This is a genomic window from Pseudomonas simiae (assembly GCF_900111895.1).
GTDB classification, from domain to species: domain Bacteria; phylum Pseudomonadota; class Gammaproteobacteria; order Pseudomonadales; family Pseudomonadaceae; genus Aquipseudomonas; species Aquipseudomonas simiae.
The window spans coordinates 296,636-315,132 of sequence record NZ_FOKB01000003.1 but is presented as its reverse complement, the minus strand read 5'-3'; the positions used below and the strand labels follow the sequence as shown (position 1 = coordinate 315,132).

The 18,497-nt window shown below is 61.1% G+C and carries 18 protein-coding genes; 14 read left to right on the top strand and 4 right to left on the bottom strand.

Annotation, left to right across the window (positions count from 1 at the left end; genetic code table 11):
- Window positions 1–7: 7 nt before the first annotated feature.
- The 3 genes from BMZ57_RS11460 (at window position 8) to BMZ57_RS11450 (ending at window position 2,878) form a co-directional block, all read left to right on the top strand.
- The gene (locus tag BMZ57_RS11460; protein WP_010207311.1) at window positions 8–673 is read left to right on the top strand and encodes a fumarylacetoacetate hydrolase family protein; all 666 of its coding nucleotides are present in this window, start codon (window positions 8–10) and stop codon (window positions 671–673) included.
- 243 nt (window positions 674–916) lie between these two features.
- On the top strand, window positions 917–1,843 hold the full coding sequence (locus BMZ57_RS11455; protein WP_010207310.1) for an SdiA-regulated domain-containing protein: 927 nt from the start codon (window positions 917–919) through the stop codon (window positions 1,841–1,843).
- A 120-nt stretch (window positions 1,844–1,963) separates the two neighbouring features.
- Window positions 1,964–2,878, top strand: coding sequence for an SdiA-regulated domain-containing protein (locus BMZ57_RS11450; protein ID WP_010207309.1), 915 nt, complete (start codon window positions 1,964–1,966; stop codon window positions 2,876–2,878).
- A gap of 33 nt (window positions 2,879–2,911) precedes the next feature.
- Here the strand turns inward: BMZ57_RS11450 and rpiA are convergent, their stop codons facing one another.
- A complete protein-coding gene (gene rpiA / locus BMZ57_RS11445) occupies window positions 2,912–3,583 on the bottom strand; it encodes a ribose-5-phosphate isomerase RpiA (protein ID WP_010207308.1) in 672 nt (223 codons plus the stop codon).
- Window positions 3,584–3,720: 137 nt separating this feature from the next.
- Between rpiA and ilvA the strand changes: the two genes are divergently transcribed.
- The 3 genes from ilvA to BMZ57_RS11430 are packed head-to-tail and all read left to right on the top strand — an operon-like array spanning window position 3,721 to window position 6,158.
- Entirely contained in the window at window positions 3,721–5,235 is a 1,515-nt protein-coding gene (gene ilvA / locus BMZ57_RS11440) for a threonine ammonia-lyase, biosynthetic (RefSeq protein ID WP_010207306.1), read from the top strand.
- 41 nt (window positions 5,236–5,276) lie between these two features.
- On the top strand, window positions 5,277–5,690 hold the full coding sequence (locus BMZ57_RS11435; protein WP_069672943.1) for a DUF2269 family protein: 414 nt from the start codon (window positions 5,277–5,279) through the stop codon (window positions 5,688–5,690).
- Window positions 5,691–6,158 carry a DUF2269 family protein gene (locus tag BMZ57_RS11430; RefSeq protein WP_010207302.1) on the top strand — a complete coding sequence of 156 codons (468 nt, stop codon included), beginning with the start codon at window positions 5,691–5,693 and terminating at the stop codon, window positions 6,156–6,158.
- A gap of 112 nt (window positions 6,159–6,270) precedes the next feature.
- Here BMZ57_RS11430 and BMZ57_RS11425 read toward each other — a convergent pair whose 3' ends face one another.
- A complete protein-coding gene (locus tag BMZ57_RS11425; RefSeq protein WP_044288033.1) occupies window positions 6,271–6,927 on the bottom strand; it encodes a histidinol-phosphatase in 657 nt (218 codons plus the stop codon).
- Between the two features lie 143 nt (window positions 6,928–7,070).
- Between BMZ57_RS11425 and BMZ57_RS11420 the strand changes: the two genes are divergently transcribed.
- Together BMZ57_RS11420 and ptsP are read left to right on the top strand one after the other, a co-directional pair.
- A complete protein-coding gene (locus tag BMZ57_RS11420; protein ID WP_003176750.1) occupies window positions 7,071–7,550 on the top strand; it encodes an RNA pyrophosphohydrolase in 480 nt (159 codons plus the stop codon).
- Window positions 7,551–7,572: 22 nt separating this feature from the next.
- Window positions 7,573–9,852, top strand: a complete 2,280-nt coding sequence (gene ptsP / locus BMZ57_RS11415) for a phosphoenolpyruvate--protein phosphotransferase (protein ID WP_010207299.1) — start codon at window positions 7,573–7,575, stop codon at window positions 9,850–9,852.
- Window positions 9,853–9,956: 104 nt separating this feature from the next.
- Here the strand turns inward: ptsP and BMZ57_RS11410 are convergent, their stop codons facing one another.
- A complete protein-coding gene (locus BMZ57_RS11410; protein WP_069672942.1) occupies window positions 9,957–10,703 on the bottom strand; it encodes an NRDE family protein in 747 nt (248 codons plus the stop codon).
- 120 nt (window positions 10,704–10,823) lie between these two features.
- Here BMZ57_RS11410 and BMZ57_RS11405 point away from each other — a divergent pair, with 120 nt between their 5' ends.
- The 3 genes from BMZ57_RS11405 (at window position 10,824) to BMZ57_RS11395 (ending at window position 13,382) form a co-directional block, all read left to right on the top strand.
- The gene (locus BMZ57_RS11405) at window positions 10,824–11,606 is read left to right on the top strand and encodes a sulfite exporter TauE/SafE family protein (RefSeq protein ID WP_010207297.1); all 783 of its coding nucleotides are present in this window, start codon (window positions 10,824–10,826) and stop codon (window positions 11,604–11,606) included.
- A gap of 78 nt (window positions 11,607–11,684) precedes the next feature.
- The gene (gene lgt, locus BMZ57_RS11400) at window positions 11,685–12,497 is read left to right on the top strand and encodes a prolipoprotein diacylglyceryl transferase (protein WP_010207296.1); all 813 of its coding nucleotides are present in this window, start codon (window positions 11,685–11,687) and stop codon (window positions 12,495–12,497) included.
- A 51-nt stretch (window positions 12,498–12,548) separates the two neighbouring features.
- A complete protein-coding gene (locus tag BMZ57_RS11395) occupies window positions 12,549–13,382 on the top strand; it encodes a thymidylate synthase (RefSeq protein WP_010207295.1) in 834 nt (277 codons plus the stop codon).
- A 144-nt stretch (window positions 13,383–13,526) separates the two neighbouring features.
- Here the strand turns inward: BMZ57_RS11395 and cadR are convergent, their stop codons facing one another.
- Window positions 13,527–13,967 carry a Cd(II)/Pb(II)-responsive transcriptional regulator gene (cadR, locus tag BMZ57_RS11390; RefSeq protein WP_010207294.1) on the bottom strand — a complete coding sequence of 147 codons (441 nt, stop codon included), beginning with the start codon at window positions 13,965–13,967 and terminating at the stop codon, window positions 13,527–13,529.
- An 85-nt stretch (window positions 13,968–14,052) separates the two neighbouring features.
- Between cadR and BMZ57_RS11385 the strand changes: the two genes are divergently transcribed.
- From BMZ57_RS11385 to BMZ57_RS11375, 3 genes are all read left to right on the top strand, one after another.
- Entirely contained in the window at window positions 14,053–16,311 is a 2,259-nt protein-coding gene (locus BMZ57_RS11385) for a heavy metal translocating P-type ATPase (protein ID WP_021492653.1), read from the top strand.
- A 16-nt stretch (window positions 16,312–16,327) separates the two neighbouring features.
- Window positions 16,328–17,191, top strand: a complete 864-nt coding sequence (locus BMZ57_RS11380) for a LysR family transcriptional regulator (protein WP_010207291.1) — start codon at window positions 16,328–16,330, stop codon at window positions 17,189–17,191.
- Window positions 17,192–17,431: 240 nt separating this feature from the next.
- The gene (locus BMZ57_RS11375; RefSeq protein ID WP_069672941.1) at window positions 17,432–18,496 is read left to right on the top strand and encodes a putative 2-aminoethylphosphonate ABC transporter ATP-binding protein; all 1,065 of its coding nucleotides are present in this window, start codon (window positions 17,432–17,434) and stop codon (window positions 18,494–18,496) included.
- Window position 18,497: the final 1 nt, after the last annotated feature.

Here is an 18,497-nt window from a genome sequence, read left to right as displayed (position 1 = left end):
TCGTTCCATGAACTACCAGCACAAGTATGTCGACGGCACCAACATCCACTTTCCAGTCGGCAAAGTGGTGTGTATCGGGCGTAACTACGCCGAACATGCCAAGGAACTGGACAACCCGGTCCCGACCGAGCCGCTGCTGTTCATCAAGCCAGGCAGCTGCGTGGTGCCGCTGGAAGGCGGTTTCAGCATCCCGACCGAACGCGGTTCGGTGCATTACGAAGCGGAAATCGCGGTATTGATCGGCAAGCCGCTGTCGACCAAGCCCAGCCGCGAGGAAGTGCTCGACGCCATCTCCGGCTTCGCTCCAGCCTTGGACCTGACCCTGCGCGACAAGCAGGCCGAGCTGAAAGCCAAGGGCCTGCCGTGGGAAATCGCCAAGTCCTTTGACGGTGCGGCCGTTATCGCACCGTTCGTGGTGGGCAGCACCTTCCCGGACGTGACCGACATCGGCATCCGCCTGAGCATCAATGGCGAAGTGCGCCAGGATGGCAACAGCGCGCAGATGCTCAACCCGATCGTCCCGATGATCCAGCACATGGCCGGCTGCTTCTCTCTGCAGGCAGGCGATGTGATCCTCACGGGCACCCCGGCCGGTGTGGGCCCGCTGAATGTGGGCGATGAGCTGGTGTTGGAGCTGTCAGGTGTGAACCGCTTCGAAAGCAGCGTGCGTTAAACGCAGCACACCGCTCAACTGTGGGAGCTGGCTTGCCTGCGATAGTATCGGCGGGGTGTCACTGACACGCCGCGTCGTCTGCATCGCGGGCAAGCTCGACGCCCACAGGGTTTATGTGCAGCCGCCCATTGCGTGCTTTTGCATTTTTTTCACACGCCATCCGGATAATCCTTCAGGCTCGAGCGCGCGGTTCCGCTGAACCTGTGCTATCACCTAACGCTGATTTCCCGGATAAAGTGCCCAATGGCCGTGCCCCTGCCTACCGTCACCCCCAAGTTGCGTTCCCGTTTTGCCCTGCGCTGGTATTCATGGCTGTTTCTCGCCGGGGCCATTGTGTATGGCATCGCCTGGGCCATGCACTGGGATGATCGCGGCGTGCTGTGGATGCTGGAGCGTTTTGAAACGCCGGCCGAACGCCAGGAAAGCGTATGGCTGCCGGACTATCACGCGGTCATCGACGCCAAGTTGCTGCCGGGCATGGAGAAGGACGAAGCCTCGGACCTGGCCTACAACCCCCAGACCAAGACCCTGTTCTCCGTCATGGGCAAAAATCCGTTCCTGGTCGAGCTGACCCTGCAAGGCGATGTGCTGCGCAAGATGCCGCTCAATGGCTGGAACAACCCCGAAGGGCTGACGGTGCTGGAAAACGGCCTGATGGCCGTGGTCGATGAGCGCCAGCACAGCCTGACCATCGTCAAGGTCGACGCCGCTACCACGGCACTGAACAAGGCCGACTTCCAGAGCTATGACCTGGGCCCGTCCAAGGACCAGAACAAAGCCTTTGAAGCCATCACTTGGGACAAGCGCAACCAGCAGTTGGTGCTGGGTGAAGAGCGTCCACCGGCATTGTTTACCTGGAAAAGCGACGGCAGCCAGACCCTGACGGGCAACAAGGTGAAACAGGTCACCAGCGAGCTGGACATGCGTAACCTCTCCGCACTCGCTGTCGACCCGCGCACCGGGCATCTGCTGGCGTTGTCGGCCGACTCCCATCTGTTGCTGGAGCTGGACGAGAAGGGCGAGCAAGTCAGTTTCATGACGTTGCTTGGTGGCTTCAATGGCCTGAAAGACACGATTCCCCGTGCCGAAGGGGTGACCATGGACGAGGACGGCACGCTGTACATGGTCAGTGAGCCCAATCTGTTCTATCGCTTCGAAAAGCAGAAATAGCGGATTAATTACGTCGGATGTTTCTCTGTGAACGGCATTCGCCAGACATCAGGGCGTGTTTAAGTTTAAATTCAGACGGGCGTGATATTCATTCGCCACTTTTGACTTTGAGCCCGCCCGATGCGACGACTAGCCCGCCCCAAACCCCTGTTCTTTACGCTTGCATTGATCGCCCTGGTCAGCGCCGGGGTCGTTGCACAGCATTTTCGCCTGTTCGAGCGCGCCTGGTTCAACTGGCAGGCGTGGCGCCAGCCGACCAATGAGCGTTCCATCGGCCTGGCGGATTACCGGGTGGCGCTGGAGGCTCAGGTAATCGAGGGCCTTGATGACGATGTGTCGGCCCTGACCTACGATCCGGTACGCAAAAGCCTGTTCACCGTCACTAACAAAAACGCCGAGCTGATCGAGCTGTCCTTGGAGGGCAAGATTCTGCGGCGTATTCCCTTGGTGGGGTTTGGCGATGCCGAAGCCGTGGAGTTCATCAGCGACAACATTTATGTCATCAGTGATGAACGCCAGCAGCGGCTGATCAAGGTGCATGTGAACGACGACACTCAGTTCCTCGACGCCGCCGATGCCGAGCAAATGACCCTGGGCGTGCACGTCGGTGGCAACAAGGGCTTTGAAGGCCTGGCCTACGATTCGGTGGGCAAGCGCCTGTTCGTGGCCAAGGAGCGCGACCCAATGTTGATCTACGAGGTTCACGGCTTTCCCCACTTCAAACCGGAAAAAACCTACTCGGTACACGTGATCAACAACCCCAAGCGTGACGCCGGACTGTTTGTGCGCGACCTGTCGAGCCTGCAATATGACGAGCGCAGCGGCCATTTACTGGCGCTGTCGGATGAGTCGTTTCTGGTGCTGGAACTGGATATCGACGGTCGCCCGTTGAGCAGTCTGTCACTGCTGAACGGGCGCCATGGCCTGAAGAAGCGGGTTCCGCAGGCCGAAGGGATCGCCATGGATGACGAGGGCGCGTTGTACCTCGTCAGCGAGCCGAACCTGTTCTATGTGTTCAAAAAACCGAGTTCCTGAACACACGGCTGAACCAATGTGGAGCCGGCTTGCTTAGGCCTTGAGGGTTTTCACGCCTTCGGGGGTGCCCAGCAGCAATACATCGGCCGGGCGCGCCGCGAACAAGCCGTTGGTGACCACGCCGACGATCGCGTTGATCTGAGTTTCCAGCTCGACCGGGTTGGTGATCTGCATGTTGAACACGTCGAGGATGATGTTGCCGTTGTCGGTCAAGACACCTTCGCGGTACACCGGGTCGCCGCCCAGTTTCACCAGCTCGCGGGCCACGTGGCTGCGGGCCATCGGAATCACTTCCACCGGCAGCGGGAACGCGCCGAGCACCGGCACCAGCTTGCTGGCATCGGCGATGCAGATAAAGGTCTTGGCCACGGCTGCGACGATCTTCTCGCGGGTCAGGGCCGCGCCGCCGCCCTTGATCAGGTTCAGGTGTTCGTCGCTTTCATCGGCGCCGTCGATGTAGAACTCCAGGTCGCTCACGGTGTTGAGCTCGTACACCGGAATGCCATGGCCCTTCAGGCGTGCGGCGGTGGCTTCGGAGCTGGCCACGGCGCCGTCGAATGCGCCCTTGTGCTGGGCCAGCGCATCGATAAAGCAGTTGGCGGTGGAGCCGGTGCCGACACCGACGATGCTCTTGTCGTCGAGTTTAGGAAGGATTAAATCGACAGCGGCCTGGGCCACTGCCTGTTTGAGTTGATCCTGGGTCATGCGGGCTCCGGAACGGGCGGGGAGTTATCGAGGGGCGCGAGTATAACCCAACAAAACCTCTGGATTCGTGTGGTCGCCCGCCCAAACGCTGGGTTAGACTCCTTGGCCCTGCCCAACCCGCCCAGTGATATCCGCCGATGCTTGAACAGTACGTCAAAAAGATCCTCACCTCGCGCGTTTACGACGTTGCCGTAGAAACCCCGTTGCAGACCGCCCGTCAGCTCTCCGAGCGGCTGGGCAACCAGGTCTGGCTCAAGCGTGAAGACTTGCAGCCGGTGTTCTCGTTCAAGATTCGCGGCGCCTATAACAAGCTGACCCAATTGACCGCTGAAGAGCGTGCGCGCGGCGTGGTCACGGCGTCGGCCGGCAACCATGCCCAGGGCCTGGCCCTGGCCGCCAAGGTGCTGGGGGTCAAGGCCACCATCGTGATGCCCAAGACCACGCCTGAGATCAAGGTCGAAGGCGTGCGTTCGCGTGGCGGCAAAGTGGTGCTGCATGGTGATTCCTTCCCGGAAGCCCTGGCCTACTCGCTGAAACTGGTCGACGAAAAAGGCTACGTCTACATCCACCCCTACGACGATCCACACACCATTGCCGGGCAGGGCACCGTGGCGATGGAAATCCTGCGCCAGCATCCAGGGCCTTTGGACGCGATTTTCGTCCCGGTGGGCGGTGGTGGGCTGATCGCCGGTATTGCGGCGTATGTGAAGTACCTGCGCCCGGATATCAAGATCATCGGCGTGGAGCCAGACGATTCCAATTGCCTGCAAGCCGCCCTGGCGGCGGGCGAGCGCGTGGTGTTGCCGACCGTCGGCATCTTTGCCGATGGCGTGGCGGTGGCGCAGATCGGCCAGCACACCTTCGACATCTGCAAGGACTATGTGGATGAAGTGATCACCGTGAGCACCGATGAAATCTGTGCGGCGATCAAGGACATCTACGATGACACCCGTTCGATCACCGAGCCGGCAGGGGCATTGGGCGTGGCCGGGATCAAGAAGTACGTCGAGACCCGTGGCGTCACCGGGCAGACCCTGGTGGCGATCGACTCCGGCGCCAACGTCAACTTCGACCGCTTGCGCCATGTGGCTGAGCGCGCGGAGCTGGGTGAGGGCCGCGAAGCCATCATCGCCGTGACCATTCCCGAGAGGCCCGGTAGCTTCAAGGCGTTCTGCGAGGCCGTGGGCAAGCGCCAGATCACCGAATTCAACTACCGCTTTCACTCCGGCAGCGAAGCACACATCTTTGTCGGCGTGCAGACCCACCCGGAAAACGACCCGCGCAGCGCGCTGATCGCCAGTCTCACCCGCCAGGGTTTCCCCGTGCTGGACCTGACCGAGAACGAGCTGGCCAAGTTGCACATCCGCCATATGGTCGGTGGCCATGCAGCCCACGTCAGTAATGAAGTGGTGTTTCGCTTCGAATTCCCGGAGCGTCCGGGGGCCTTGTTCAACTTTCTTAACAAATTGGGCGGGCGCTGGAACATATCGATGTTCCACTATCGCAACCACGGCGCGGCCGACGGTCGTGTGGTCGCTGGGCTGCAAGTGCCGGCGGACGAGCGTCACCTGGTGCCGGCGGCCCTGGAAGCCATCGGCTATCCGTACTGGGATGAGAGCGATAACCCGGCCTACACACTGTTCCTCGGTTGAGCGACTACGCTGATTGGGGCGGCCTTTAAGGAAGACGAGACATGGAAACGCTGACCACCCTGAAAGTTATCCACATCGCGGCCACGGTATTGCTGCTGCTCAGCGGCCTGGGCCTGGCATTGCTCGCCTGGCGCAAACGCAGCGCCGGCCCGGCGGTGACCGTGCCGCGCCCGTGGGCGTTCGTCTGGTTGTTGATGGGCGTGTGTGTGGTGAGCATGCCGTTTACCGGCTGGTGGCTGGTGCACCTGATCGGTTGGCCGCTGGGGCAGACCTGGATTCTGGGCTCCAGCATCCTCTACAGCGTGGCGGCGCTGGCCTGGTTCTGGCTGGTGGCGCGGCTCAATCGCCTGCGCAAAGGCGAGGGTGGTAGCTTGAACTTCACGCTGGTGCTGGCGGTGGTCAGCCTGGTGGGGTTCGTGGCGATTGCCGGGTTGATGGGCGCCAAACCCGTTTAGATGAGCGCTTACCTGCTGCTGAAAACCCTGCATATCCTATCGTCGACGATCCTGTTCGGGCTGGGCGCGGGCTCGGCTTACTACGCGTTGCGCGCTTGGCGCACTGGCAACGTGGAAGTGATCGCCGTGACCTTCAAGCACCTGGTATTCGCCGACTGGGCGTTTACCGCGACCACGGCGGTGTTCCAGCCGTTGAGTGGCATCGGCTTGATGTACCTGGCGGGCTGGTCGCTGCAGCAGAGCTGGCTGCAATGGACGTTCGGCTTGTATGGGTTGGCGGGGATCTGCTGGCTGCCGGTGGTGTGGTTGCAGATTCGCGTACACAAGATGGCGGAGCAGGCGTTGCGGGAGGGTACGGCAATGCCGATCAAGGCCGCGACGTACATGCGCTGGTGGTTTGGCCTGGGGTGGCCGGCGTTTCTCGCGTTTGTGGCGATTTTCTACTTGATGGTCGCCAAGCCTATGTAGGGCTTGGGACCGTGTCGACTTCATCGCAGGCAAGCCAGCTCCCACACTTGACCGAGTTCCAGCATGAGAATGCGGTCAAAATGTGGGCGCGGGCTTGCTCGCGAAGGCGTCATCAGCTGCGCAGGGTAATCACCGGCCAGCCACGCTTCTCGGCCTCAGCCCGCAAATTCGGATCCGGATCCACTGCCACTGGATGAGTCACTTGCTCCAGCAGCGGTAAATCATTCATCGAGTCACTGTAGAAGTAGCTGCCTTCCAGGCTGTACCCGGTTTCTTCCAGCCAACGATTCAAGCGCGTCACCTTGCCCTCGCGAAAGCACGGCACGTCAGTGCTGCGGCCAGTGTAGCGGCCGTTTTCCATCTCGCATTCGGTGGCGATCAGGGTTTCCACGCCCAAGCGTGCGGCAATCGGCGCGGTGACGAAACGGTTGGTGGCGGTGATGATCACCAGCTTGTCACCGGCGGCGCGGTGTTTGGCCAGCAGTTCAGTGGCCAGCGGCAGCAGGATCGGCTCGATGCAGTCACGCATATAGTCGTTGTGCCACTCTTCCAACTGGGCCATCTCGGTGCGGCCGAGGATTTCCAGGCAAAAGTTCAGGTAGGCAGCGTTGTCCAGCTTGCCGGCCAGGTAATCCTGGTAGAACTCGTCGTTGCGGGCCTTGTAGGCAACCGAGTCGAGAATCCCACGTTCACAGAGGTAATCGCCCCAGGCGTGGTCGCTGTCACCGCCGAGGAGGGTGTTGTCCAAGTCGAATAAAGCCAGGCGCATTGCAGTTACTCGCTGAAAAGTCTGTAAAAAGGCGTCCAGAATACGGTCTTTTCACAAGAGTGCACATAAGGTAAGAAGCCTCGTTGCCGCTTCATCAACCTTTGTGGAACAATGCGGCGACATGCGTTTGCGAGGTTGTTGCCGTGATCGACCCCGATGGTTTCCGTCCTAATGTCGGGATCATTCTTACGAATGATGCCGGACAGGTGCTATGGGCTCGCCGAATCAACCAAGATGCCTGGCAGTTTCCTCAAGGTGGAATCAACCCCGACGAAACACCTGAGGACGCCTTGTACCGTGAGTTGAACGAAGAAGTCGGCCTTGAGCGCGAAGATGTACAAATTCTGGCCTGTACCCGTGGCTGGTTGCGCTATCGTTTGCCGCAACGCCTGGTGCGTACCCACAGCCAACCGCTGTGCATCGGCCAGAAGCAGAAGTGGTTTCTCCTGCGCCTGATCTCCAATGAGCAGCGGGTGCGGATGGATTTGACCGGTAAACCGGAGTTCGATGGTTGGCGCTGGGTCAGCTATTGGTATCCGTTGGGCCAGGTGGTGACATTCAAGCGCGAAGTTTATCGTCGCGCTCTCAAAGAGCTTGCCCCGCGCCTTTTAGCGCGCGACTGACGACGGAGTTCGACCCCGAGCCATGCTCAATACGCTGCGCAAGATCGTCCAGGAAGTTAACTCCGCCAAGGATCTCAAGGCGGCGTTGGGGATTATTGTGTTGCGCGTCAAGGAAGCCATGGGCAGCCAGGTCTGCTCGGTTTACCTGCTGGACCCCGAGACCAACCGTTTTGTGCTGATGGCCACCGAGGGCTTGAACAAGCGCTCGATCGGCAAGGTCAGCATGGCGCCCAATGAAGGTCTGGTGGGCCTGGTGGGGACGCGTGAAGAACCCCTGAACCTTGAAAACGCGGCCGATCACCCGCGTTATCGCTACTTTGCCGAAACCGGCGAAGAGCGTTACGCCTCGTTCCTCGGCGCCCCGATTATTCACCACCGCCGCGTTGTCGGCGTGTTGGTCATCCAGCAAAAAGAACGCCGCCAGTTCGACGAAGGTGAAGAAGCCTTCCTCGTGACCATGAGCGCGCAGCTCGCCGGGGTTATCGCTCACGCCGAAGCCACCGGTTCGATTCGCGGCCTGGGCCGTGAGGGCAAGGGCATCCAGGAAGCCAAATTCGTGGGCGTGCCGGGTTCACCGGGCGCTGCGGTCGGTACGGCGGTGGTCATGTTGCCGCCGGCGGATCTGGATGTGGTGCCGGACAAGACCGTCAGCGACATCGACGCTGAAATCAAACTGTTCAAGACTGCCCTGGAAGGCGTGCGCGCCGACATGCGCAACCTGTCGAACAAGCTGGCCACCCAGTTGCGCCCCGAAGAGCGCGCATTGTTCGACGTTTACCAGATGATGCTCGATGACGCGTCCCTGGGTAACGAAGTCAAGACCGTGATCAAGACCGGCCAGTGGGCCCAGGGCGCACTGCGCCAGGTGGTCACCGATCACGTCAACCGTTTCGAAATGATGGATGACGACTACCTGCGTGAGCGGGCCTCGGATGTGCGCGACCTGGGTCGCCGTCTGCTGGCCAAGCTGCAGGAAGACCGCACCACCAACCTGGTTTACCCCGACAACACCATCCTGGTCAGTGAGGAACTGACCGCCACCATGCTCGGCGAAGTGCCTGAGGGCAAGTTGGTGGGGCTGGTTTCGGTACTCGGTTCGGGCAACTCCCACGTCGCGATCCTGGCGCGTGCCATGGGCATCCCGACGGTGATGGGCCTGGTAGACCTGCCGTATGCCAAGGTCGACGGCATTGGCATGATCGTCGATGGCCATCGCGGTGAAGTGTTCACCAACCCCAGCGAAGTACTGCGCAAGCAATACGCCGAAGTGGTTGAAGAAGAGAAACAACTGGCGCTGGGCCTCGATTCCTTGCGCGAACTGCCGTGCGTGACCACCGATGGTCACCGTGTGCCGTTGCTGGTTAACACCGGCCTGCTGGCCGACGTGGCCCGGGCGCAACAGCGCGGCGCTGAAGGCGTGGGGCTGTACCGCACTGAAGTGCCGTTCATGATCAACCAGCGTTTCCCGAGCGAGAAGGAGCAGCTGGCGATTTATCGCGAGCAACTGCAGGCCTTCCACCCGTTGCCGGTGACTATGCGCAGCCTGGATATCGGCGGCGACAAGTCACTGTCCTATTTCCCGATCAAGGAAGACAACCCCTTCCTTGGCTGGCGCGGCATTCGCGTGACCCTCGACCACCCTGAAATTTTCCTCGTACAGACCCGCGCCATGCTCAAGGCCAGCGAGGGCCTGAACAACCTGCGCATCCTGCTGCCGATGATCTCCGGCACCCACGAGCTGGAAGAGGCGCTGCACCTGATCCACCGTGCGTGGGGCGAAGTGCGCGACGAAGGCGCCGACGTACCGATGCCGCCGATTGGCGTGATGATTGAAATCCCGGCAGCGGTGTACCAGGCCAAGGAGCTGGCGCGGCAGGTGGACTTCCTGTCGGTGGGCTCCAACGACCTGACCCAATACCTGTTGGCCGTGGACCGTAACAACCCGCGGGTGGCCGACCTCTACGACTACCTGCACCCGGCGGTGCTGCAAGCCCTGCAACACGTGGTGCGCGACGCTCATGCCGAAGGCAAGCCGGTGAGCATCTGCGGTGAAATGGCCGGCGATCCGGCGGCGGCGGTGCTGTTGATGGCGATGGGCTTCGATAGCTTGTCGATGAACGCCACCAACTTGCCGAAGGTGAAGTGGATGCTGCGCCAGGTTGAGTTGAGCATGGCCAAGGACCTGCTGGCGGAGTTGATGACCATCGACAACCCGCAAGTTATCCACAGCTCGCTGCAGTTGGCGCTGAAGAACCTGGGGCTGACAAGGATGATCAATCCGGCTTCCGCCAAAACCTTGTAGGGGCGAGCTTGCTCGCGAAGAACGTCAACGATAACGCGGGGTGCCTGATTACCCGCGGCGTTCTCAGGTTTTTCGCGAGCAAGAACTAGGCGTCCCCCTCGCTCCTACAGGTTGATGTCTACCTCGCCCAACCGCCCACCATGGGGTCCAAAGCTTCGCTCCACCATCCGCCGGGTGCCATCGGCATTCACAATCAACGCCGTGCTCGCCCGTGTCCCATAACTCGGGCTGGCAATGAACACGCTCGACAGCAGGCTCTCGGTCGCCAGCCCCACGCCGGTATCCGGTAATTCGGCAAAGGGCGCGGTCTGCGGGTCGCTCAGGATGTCCAGCAAGGCTTGCGGCTGAGGATCTTCGAGCATTTCGCTCAACGCGGCCTTGGCCTTGAGCAACTTAGGCCACGGCGTATCCAGCCCGGCGTTGGACAACCCATACACCCCGGCCTCCAATCGCGTGGGCTCGGTGTGATTAGCGTTGTAATGCCACAGCTCACCCGGTGTGCCCACCAGCAGGTTGAACCCGGCGTATTCAATTGAACGGCCGTTAACGTCGGCCAAATACTGCTCAACCGGCAGTGAACCGTTGAGAAAGCGCGCGACCAGCTCGCCACGGGACTTGCGGGCCGGCGGTTGGTGCGGATCGCGGATATTGGTCAGCGCGGCAAAGCGCCCCTCGGCGTTCACCCCCAGCCAGGTGCCGCCTGCTTCCTGATCGCGGCCGGCATAGACAGTGGGTGCATCCTCCCACTGGGCCAACGGCAGGCTGGGGCGGGCGTAGAACTCATCGCGGTTGGCCGCGACGATCAGCGGCTGGGCGTGGCCCGGTCGCCAAGCGAAAACAATCAGGCACATCAGGCGATCCCTTTTGTGTTTTTTGCCACTCTACCCACTCAAGCACAGGCGTTCCATCGTATCCAGTTGGGTCGCATGCCTTCCATCCGTTAACATGCCGGACTTGGTTCGGGGGCTCCCATGGAATTTCTGCTGTATTTGCTGCTTGGCGCCTGTGCGGGTGTACTCGCCGGGCTGTTTGGCGTGGGCGGCGGGATCATCATCGTGCCGGTGCTGGTGTTCAGCTTCACCTTGCAGGGCTTCGACCCGCAGGTGCTGACCCACTTGGCTGTGGGCACGTCCCTTGCGACCATCATCTTTACCTCGGTGAATGCCGTACGCGAGCATCACCGGCGGGGTGCGGTGCGTTGGCCGATCTTTGTGTGGATGACCGTGGGTATCCTGATCGGCGCCGGTTTTGGCGCACTGACGGCCGAGGCGATTTCCGGCCCTCACCTGCAAAAGATCATCGGCGTGTTCGCCTTGCTGGTGGCCGTTCAACTTGCACTGGACGTTAAGCCCAAGGCCAGCCGCACGGTGCCGGGCAAACTCGGCCTGACCGTCGCCGGTACGTTTATCGGCTGGGCCTCGGCGATTTTCGGCATTGGCGGCGGCTCGCTGACCGTGCCGTTCCTGACCTGGCGCAGTGTGCCGATGCAGCAGGCAGTGGCCACTTCATCCGCCTGTGGCCTGCCGATTGCGCTGGCCAGTGCGTTAAGTTTCATGATTCTGGGCTGGCATGACCCGTTGTTGCCCGCGCATAGTCTAGGGTTCGTGTATTTGCCGGCACTGCTGGGCATTGCCCTGACCAGCATGGTGTTTGCCCGCTTCGGTGCACGCTTGGCACATCGATTGTCGCCGCGTCTGCTCAAGCGGTTGTTCGCCGGGCTGTTGTTCTGTGTCGGCATAAATTTTTTGTTTTGAAAAACTTGAGTAATGCAGTCTTAATCGCGCCCGGGCATGGTCCGGACGCCATAACGAATGATTTAACGAGGAGTCGCAATGCTGCCTTACCCGCAGATCGACCCGGTGGCCCTGGCCATTGGTCCGCTGAAAATCCACTGGTACGGGTTGATGTACCTGATCGGCATCGGCGGTGCCTGGTTTCTGGCCTCTCGACGCCTGAACCGTTTCGATCCGACCTGGACCAAGGAGAAGCTCTCCGACCTGATTTTCTGGCTGTCGATGGGGGTCATTGTCGGCGGGCGCCTGGGCTATGTGCTGTTCTACGATCTCTCGGCGTACATCGCCAATCCGACGCTGATCTTTGAAGTGTGGAAAGGCGGCATGGCATTCCACGGCGGTTTTATCGGCGTGATGATTGCCGCCTGGTGGTTCGGCCGTCGTAATGGCAAGTCGTTCTTCCAACTGATGGACTTCGTTGCGCCAATGGTGCCGATCGGCCTGGGCGCCGGGCGTATCGGTAACTTCATCAACGCCGAGCTGTGGGGTAAGCCGACCGACGTGCCGTGGGCCATGGTGTTCCCGCCGTTCAGCGACCCCGCGCAACTGCCACGCCACCCGTCGCAGCTGTATCAGTTCGCGTTGGAAGGCGTGGCGCTGTTCCTTATCCTGTACATCTTCTCGCGCAAACCGCGCCCCACCATGGCGGTGTCGGGCATGTTCGCGTTGTTCTACGGGATCTTCCGCTTTATCGTCGAGTTCGTGCGCGTGCCGGATGCGCAGCTGGGCTACCTGGCGTTCGGTTGGGTGACCATGGGCCAGATCCTCAGCCTGCCGATGATCCTTGGCGGCCTGGGCTTGCTGTGGTGGGCGTACAATCGCCCGCAACCTTTGAAGAACACCGCGCTTTAAATTCGAATGCCCGGGCCGTAGGGTCCGGGCTTCAACGATACGGGTACCCAAATGAAGCAATATCTCGAACTACTGAACGACGTCGTGACCAATGGATTGACCAAGGGCGATCGCACCGGCACCGGCACCAAGGCCGTGTTTGCCCGTCAGTATCGGCATAACTTGGCCGACGGCTTCCCGCTGCTGACCACCAAGAAGCTTCACTTCAAAAGTATCGCCAACGAGCTGATCTGGATGTTGAGTGGCAACACCAACATCAAGTGGCTGAATGAGAACGGCGTGCGCATCTGGGACGAATGGGCCACCGAAGACGGCGACCTGGGCCCGGTGTACGGCGAACAGTGGACCGCCTGGCCGACCAAGGACGGCGGCACGATCAACCAGATCGACTACATGGTCCACACGCTCAAGACCAACCCCAACAGCCGCCGTATCCTGTTCCACGGCTGGAACGTCGAGTACCTGCCCGACGAGACCAAGAGCCCCCAGGAAAACGCGCGCAACGGCAAGCAAGCGTTGCCGCCGTGCCACCTGCTGTACCAAGCGTTCGTGCACGACGGCCACCTGTCGATGCAGTTGTACATCCGCAGCTCCGATGTCTTCCTCGGCCTGCCGTACAACACCGCCGCGCTGGCATTGCTCACTCATATGCTGGCCCAGCAGTGCGACTTGATCCCCCACGAGATCATCGTCACCACCGGCGATACCCACGCCTACAGCAACCACATGGAACAGATCCGCACCCAGCTGGCGCGCACGCCGAAGAAGCTGCCGGAACTGGTGATCAAGCGCAAACCTGCTTCGATCTACGACTACAAGTTCGAAGACTTTGAGATCGTGGGCTACGACGCCGACCCAAGCATCAAGGCTGACGTCGCGATCTAAAAACTGCCTCGGTCTAAACTGTGGGAGCTGGCTTGCCTGCGATAGCGGTACATCAGTCACCTAATCAGGTGCTGACACTCCGCTATCGCAGCGATGCGGCGATCCGACAAGCCAGCTCCCACAGTTGGTCGGTGCTCACTTGAGTTAGTGGCCGTGGCTCCTGCCCACATGCGAAGGCTCCGCCTCGCTGGCCTGCACGCTCCCACTGACCTCCAGCCGCTGCAAAATCCCGCACTGATCCCCGCCGCCACAGCGTTGGCGCAGGTCCAGCAACTGTTCCTGCAATGCCAGCAGCCCATCGATGCGCGCTTTCACGTGGTGGATATGCTCGTCGATCAACGCATTCACGTTTTCGCACTGGTCCTGGGGGCTGTCGCGCAAGCCCAGCAGGCTGCGGATTTCTTCCAGGGTCATGTCGAGGCTGCGGCAGTTGCGGATAAAGATCAGCCGCTCGGTGTGTGCCTGGGTGTACACGCGGTAGTTGGCGTCAGTGCGCGCCGGTGGCGGCAGCAGGCCTTCCTTTTCGTAGTAACGGATGGTTTCCACCGGGCAGTCGGTCAGTTTGGCCAGTTCGCCGATCTTCATCGCAGCAATCTCCAAATGGGTGCTTGACCCTATAGTGGCTACAGGGTCTTTACTTGGCAACAGGCACCTTTACGGACGCGACAGAATGAGCGACTCCATCCACACCCCGCATAAACACGATCACGACCATGATCACGACCATGGTCCGAAAAAACTGACCCCCGTGCATGACCACGGCCACGGCGGCTCCTGCTGTTCCGGCACCCCAGCCCCTGCGTTGGTGCAACTGAGCGAAGCGCCCACCGCCGGTTCGCGGCTGAGCACCTTTCGCATTGAAGCCATGGACTGCCCCACCGAGCAGACGCTGATCCAGAACAAACTGGGCAAGCTGGCCGGCGTGCAGCAACTGGAATTCAACCTGATCAACCGTATCCTCGGCGTCACCCACGACTTGCCGAGCACCGCGCCGATCATCGACGCGATCAAATCCTTGGGGATGCAGGCTGATCCTATCGAGGAAGGCACTCCGGCTGCTGAACCGCCTGCCAAGAAACACTGGTGGCCGCTGGCATTGTCCGGCGTTGGCGCGTTGGGGGCCGAAGTGCTGCATTTCGCCAATGCTGCGCCGACGTGGGTGATCGCGTTGGTGGCCTTGGTGTCGATCCTCAGCGGCGGCCTCACGACTTACAAAAAGGGCTGGATTGCCCTGAAAAACCTCAACCTGAACATCAATGCCTTGATGAGCATCGCCGTCACCGGTGCGATCCTGATCGGGCAATGGCCGGAAGCGGCCATGGTGATGTTCCTGTTCACCGTGGCCGAGTTGATCGAAGCCAAGTCCCTGGACCGTGCGCGCAATGCCATCAGTGGCTTGATGCAGATGACGCCGGAGCAGGCCACCGTGCAGCAAAGCGACGGTTCGTGGGCTGAACAGGAAGTCAAAAGCATTGAGTTAGGGGCGATCGTGCGGGTAAAACCCGGCGAGCGCATCGGCTTGGACGGTGAGGTCACGGCTGGACAGTCCACCATCGACCAGGCGCCGATCACCGGTGAAAGCCTGCCGATCGAGAAGACCGTGGGCGACAAAGTCTTCGCCGGCACCATCAACCAGGCAGGTTCCCTGGAGTACACAGTCACCGCAGCGGCCAACAACTCCACCCTGGCGCGCATCATTCACGCGGTGGAACAGGCCCAAGGCGCGCGCGCGCCGACTCAGCGGTTTGTCGACAGCTTCTCGAAAATCTACACCCCAGCCGTGTTCCTGTTCGCCTTGGGCGTAGCGCTGATTCCGCCGCTGTTCATGGCCGGTGTCTGGTTCGACTGGGTGTACCGCGCCCTGGTCCTGCTGGTGGTGGCGTGCCCGTGTGCGCTGGTGATTTCCACTCCGGTGACCATCGTCAGCGGCCTCGCGGCGGCTGCGCGCAAAGGCATCCTGATCAAGGGCGGCGTGTACCTGGAAGGCGGATACAAGCTCGACTACCTGGCCCTCGACAAGACCGGCACCATCACCCATGGCAAGCCGGTGCAAACCGATTACCTGGCACTGTTCCCCAATGTCGCAGACAGCGCGCCGGCCTTGGCCGCCAGTTTGGCCGGGCGTTCCGATCACCCGGTGTCGCTGGCGATCGCCAACGCCGCGGTGGATAAAAACCTGCCGAGCCACGCTGTGGATAACTTCGAGGCCCTGGCCGGGCGTGGCGTGCGTGGCGACATCAACGGCGAAACCTATCACTTGGGCAACCACCGCCTGGTAGAAGACCTGGGCCTGTGCTCGCCTGAGCTGGAAGAAAAACTCTTCGCCCTGGAAAAACAGGGCAAGTCCGTGGTGCTGTTGCTCGACAAGTCCGGCCCGCTGGCACTGTTCGCCGTGGCCGACACGGTCAAGGACAGTAGCCGCGAAGCCATCCAGCAACTGCACGATCTGGGCATCAAGACCCTGATGCTCACCGGCGACAACACCCACACCGCCCAGGCGATTGCCGCCCAGGTCGGCATCGACCAAGCCCAGGGCGACCTGTTGCCGACCGACAAACTGCAAGCCATCGAAACCCTCTACGGCCAAGGCCACCGCGTGGGCATGGTGGGTGACGGCATCAACGACGCCCCGGCGTTGGCCCGTGCCGAGATCGGCTTTGCCATGGCCGCAGCAGGCACCGACACCGCCATCGAGACCGCGGACGTGGCGTTGATGGACGATGATTTGCGCAAGATTCCGGCATTCATTCGTCTGTCGCGGCAAACGTCGAGTATCCTCAAGCAGAACATCGCCCTGGCGTTGGTGATCAAGGCGATCTTCCTTGCGGTCACCTTCCTGGGCATGGCCACCATGTGGATGGCGGTCTTCGCCGACATGGGCGTCAGCCTGCTGGTGGTGTTCAATGGCTTGCGCCTGTTGCGCAAATAGACGATGAGAGGGTGGTGTGCTGAGTGCCGAGTTAAAGGCGTTTTTCATGGTCGCCCGCCTGGGCAGTATCACCCAGGCGGCAAAAAAACTCGGCCTGAGTCAACCCACGGTCACCACCCAGGTCCGTAACCTGGAAAGCCAATACGGCGTCGAGCTGTTCTACCGCGGCGGCCGCCGCCTCACCGTCAGCGACGAGGGCGCGCGCCTGCTGCCTATGGTCAAGGCGCTGTTGCAGCAGGAAGCGGACATCGAGTTTTTCCTGCGCAACAGTGGCCAGGTCCAGGGCGCATTGAGGATTGCCGCCACGGCGCCTTACTACATTCTCGACCTGGTCAAAGCCTTTCGCGAACGCTTGCCCCACGTGGAAGTGTCGGTAGAAATCGGCAACTCTCAACAGGTGCTCGAAGCGCTGGATGATTACCGCGTCGATCTCGCCGCCTCCTCTCAACTGCTGGAAGACCCGCGCCTGATTCGCCGTGTGCTGGGCACCGACCCTTTGGTGCTCGCGGTGCATCGTCACCATCCGTTGGCCAAGCTCGATCATGTACCGCTCACTGCATTGGTCGGGCATACCTTGTTGATGCGTGAAGCCGGTTCCACCACGCGGCGCCTGACCGAAAAAATGCTACAGGATGCAGGCGTGAGCTACGGCCCGCTGCTGGAAATCGGCAGCCGGGAATCGATTCGCGAGGCGGTGTTGCGCAATATCGGCATCAGCATCATCGCCCGCCAGGAAGTGCCGCATGATCCACAGTTGCGGGTGTTGACCATCGAGAATGCGCCGCAGATTCCCGAGTATTTGTACTGCCTCAAGGAGCGTAAAGGCGCGCGGTTACCGGCGGCGTTTCTGGGGTTGGCGCAGGAAATGTCACCTATTTAAGGTTGTGCGGTGGCCTTTGAATCGCCATCGCAGGCAAGCCAGCTCCCACCGTTGAATGTGTTCACAGATCAACACTGTGGGAGCCGGGCTTGCCCGCGATGGGGTCAGGCCAGGCAGCAAATCCCCACCCGTCCTACCCAAATCCACCAATACCACTATCACCGCGTTTTGCCTTTCTGCCACATGAGGGACGCATTGCCTGCCTAGCATGGGCTTCATCAGTTTGATGAGGTGCCTTGCATGAACACAGCCCTGACCCAACCCGGCGCGCCTATGAAGGTGCGCGGTATCCAGAAACGCTTCGGCGCCTTTACCGCGCTGGACAACGTCTCCCTGGACGTCGCCGCCGGCGAGCTGGTGTGCCTGCTGGGCCCGTCCGGTTGCGGCAAGACCACCTTGCTGCGCTGTATCGCCGGCCTTGAGCGCCAGGACAGCGGCGAACTGTACCTGGGCAGTCGTGATGTTTCTCTGCTGCCGCCCCAGGCGCGGGACTACGGCATTCTGTTCCAGTCCTACGCGTTGTTTCCCAATCTCACCGTCGAAGCGAACATCGGCTACGGTCTCACCGGCAGCGGCCGTGAGGAAGTACGCCTGCGCGTCGGGCAGATGCTTGAACTGGTCGGCCTGGTCGGCAATGAGAAGAAATACCCCGGTCAACTCTCCGGCGGCCAGCAACAGCGCGTCGCCTTGGCCCGCGCGTTGGCGCCTGCACCGTCGTTGTTGTTGCTGGACGAACCGATGTCTGCCCTCGACGCCCGCGTCCGTGAGCATCTGTGCACCGAGCTGCGCCAACTGCAACGCCGCCTGGGCATCACCACGTTGATGGTCACCCACAACCAGGACGAAGCCATGCTGATGGCCGACCGCATCGCCGTGATGAACAATGGCAAGGTCGAGCAATACGCCACGCCCCAGGCGATATACGACCGTCCGGCCACTCCGTTCGTGGCGGAGTTTGTCGGCCAGGGTAATTGGCTGCCGTTCAGTCGCAACAGTGCCAGCCATGCCCAGGTCGGCGGGATGAACATGCGCTTGGCCGACGATGCTGGCATCGCCAAGTCCGGCCGTCTGTTCTGCCGCCCGGAAGCGATCAGCGTCAACCCGGCGGTGCACGAAGAAAACCTTTTCCCGGCCAAGGTCCGCGAAATCACCTTTCTCGGCAACCGCTGCCGCATGAGCTTCGAGCTGGAGCAATTGCCCGGCCATCCGCTGCTGGCCGAAGTGGCTCCGGAAGCCATGCCACGTCTGGGTGCTCAGGATATTTGGGTCGCCTTACCGCCGCGCAGCCTGCAGGTGTTTGCCTGAG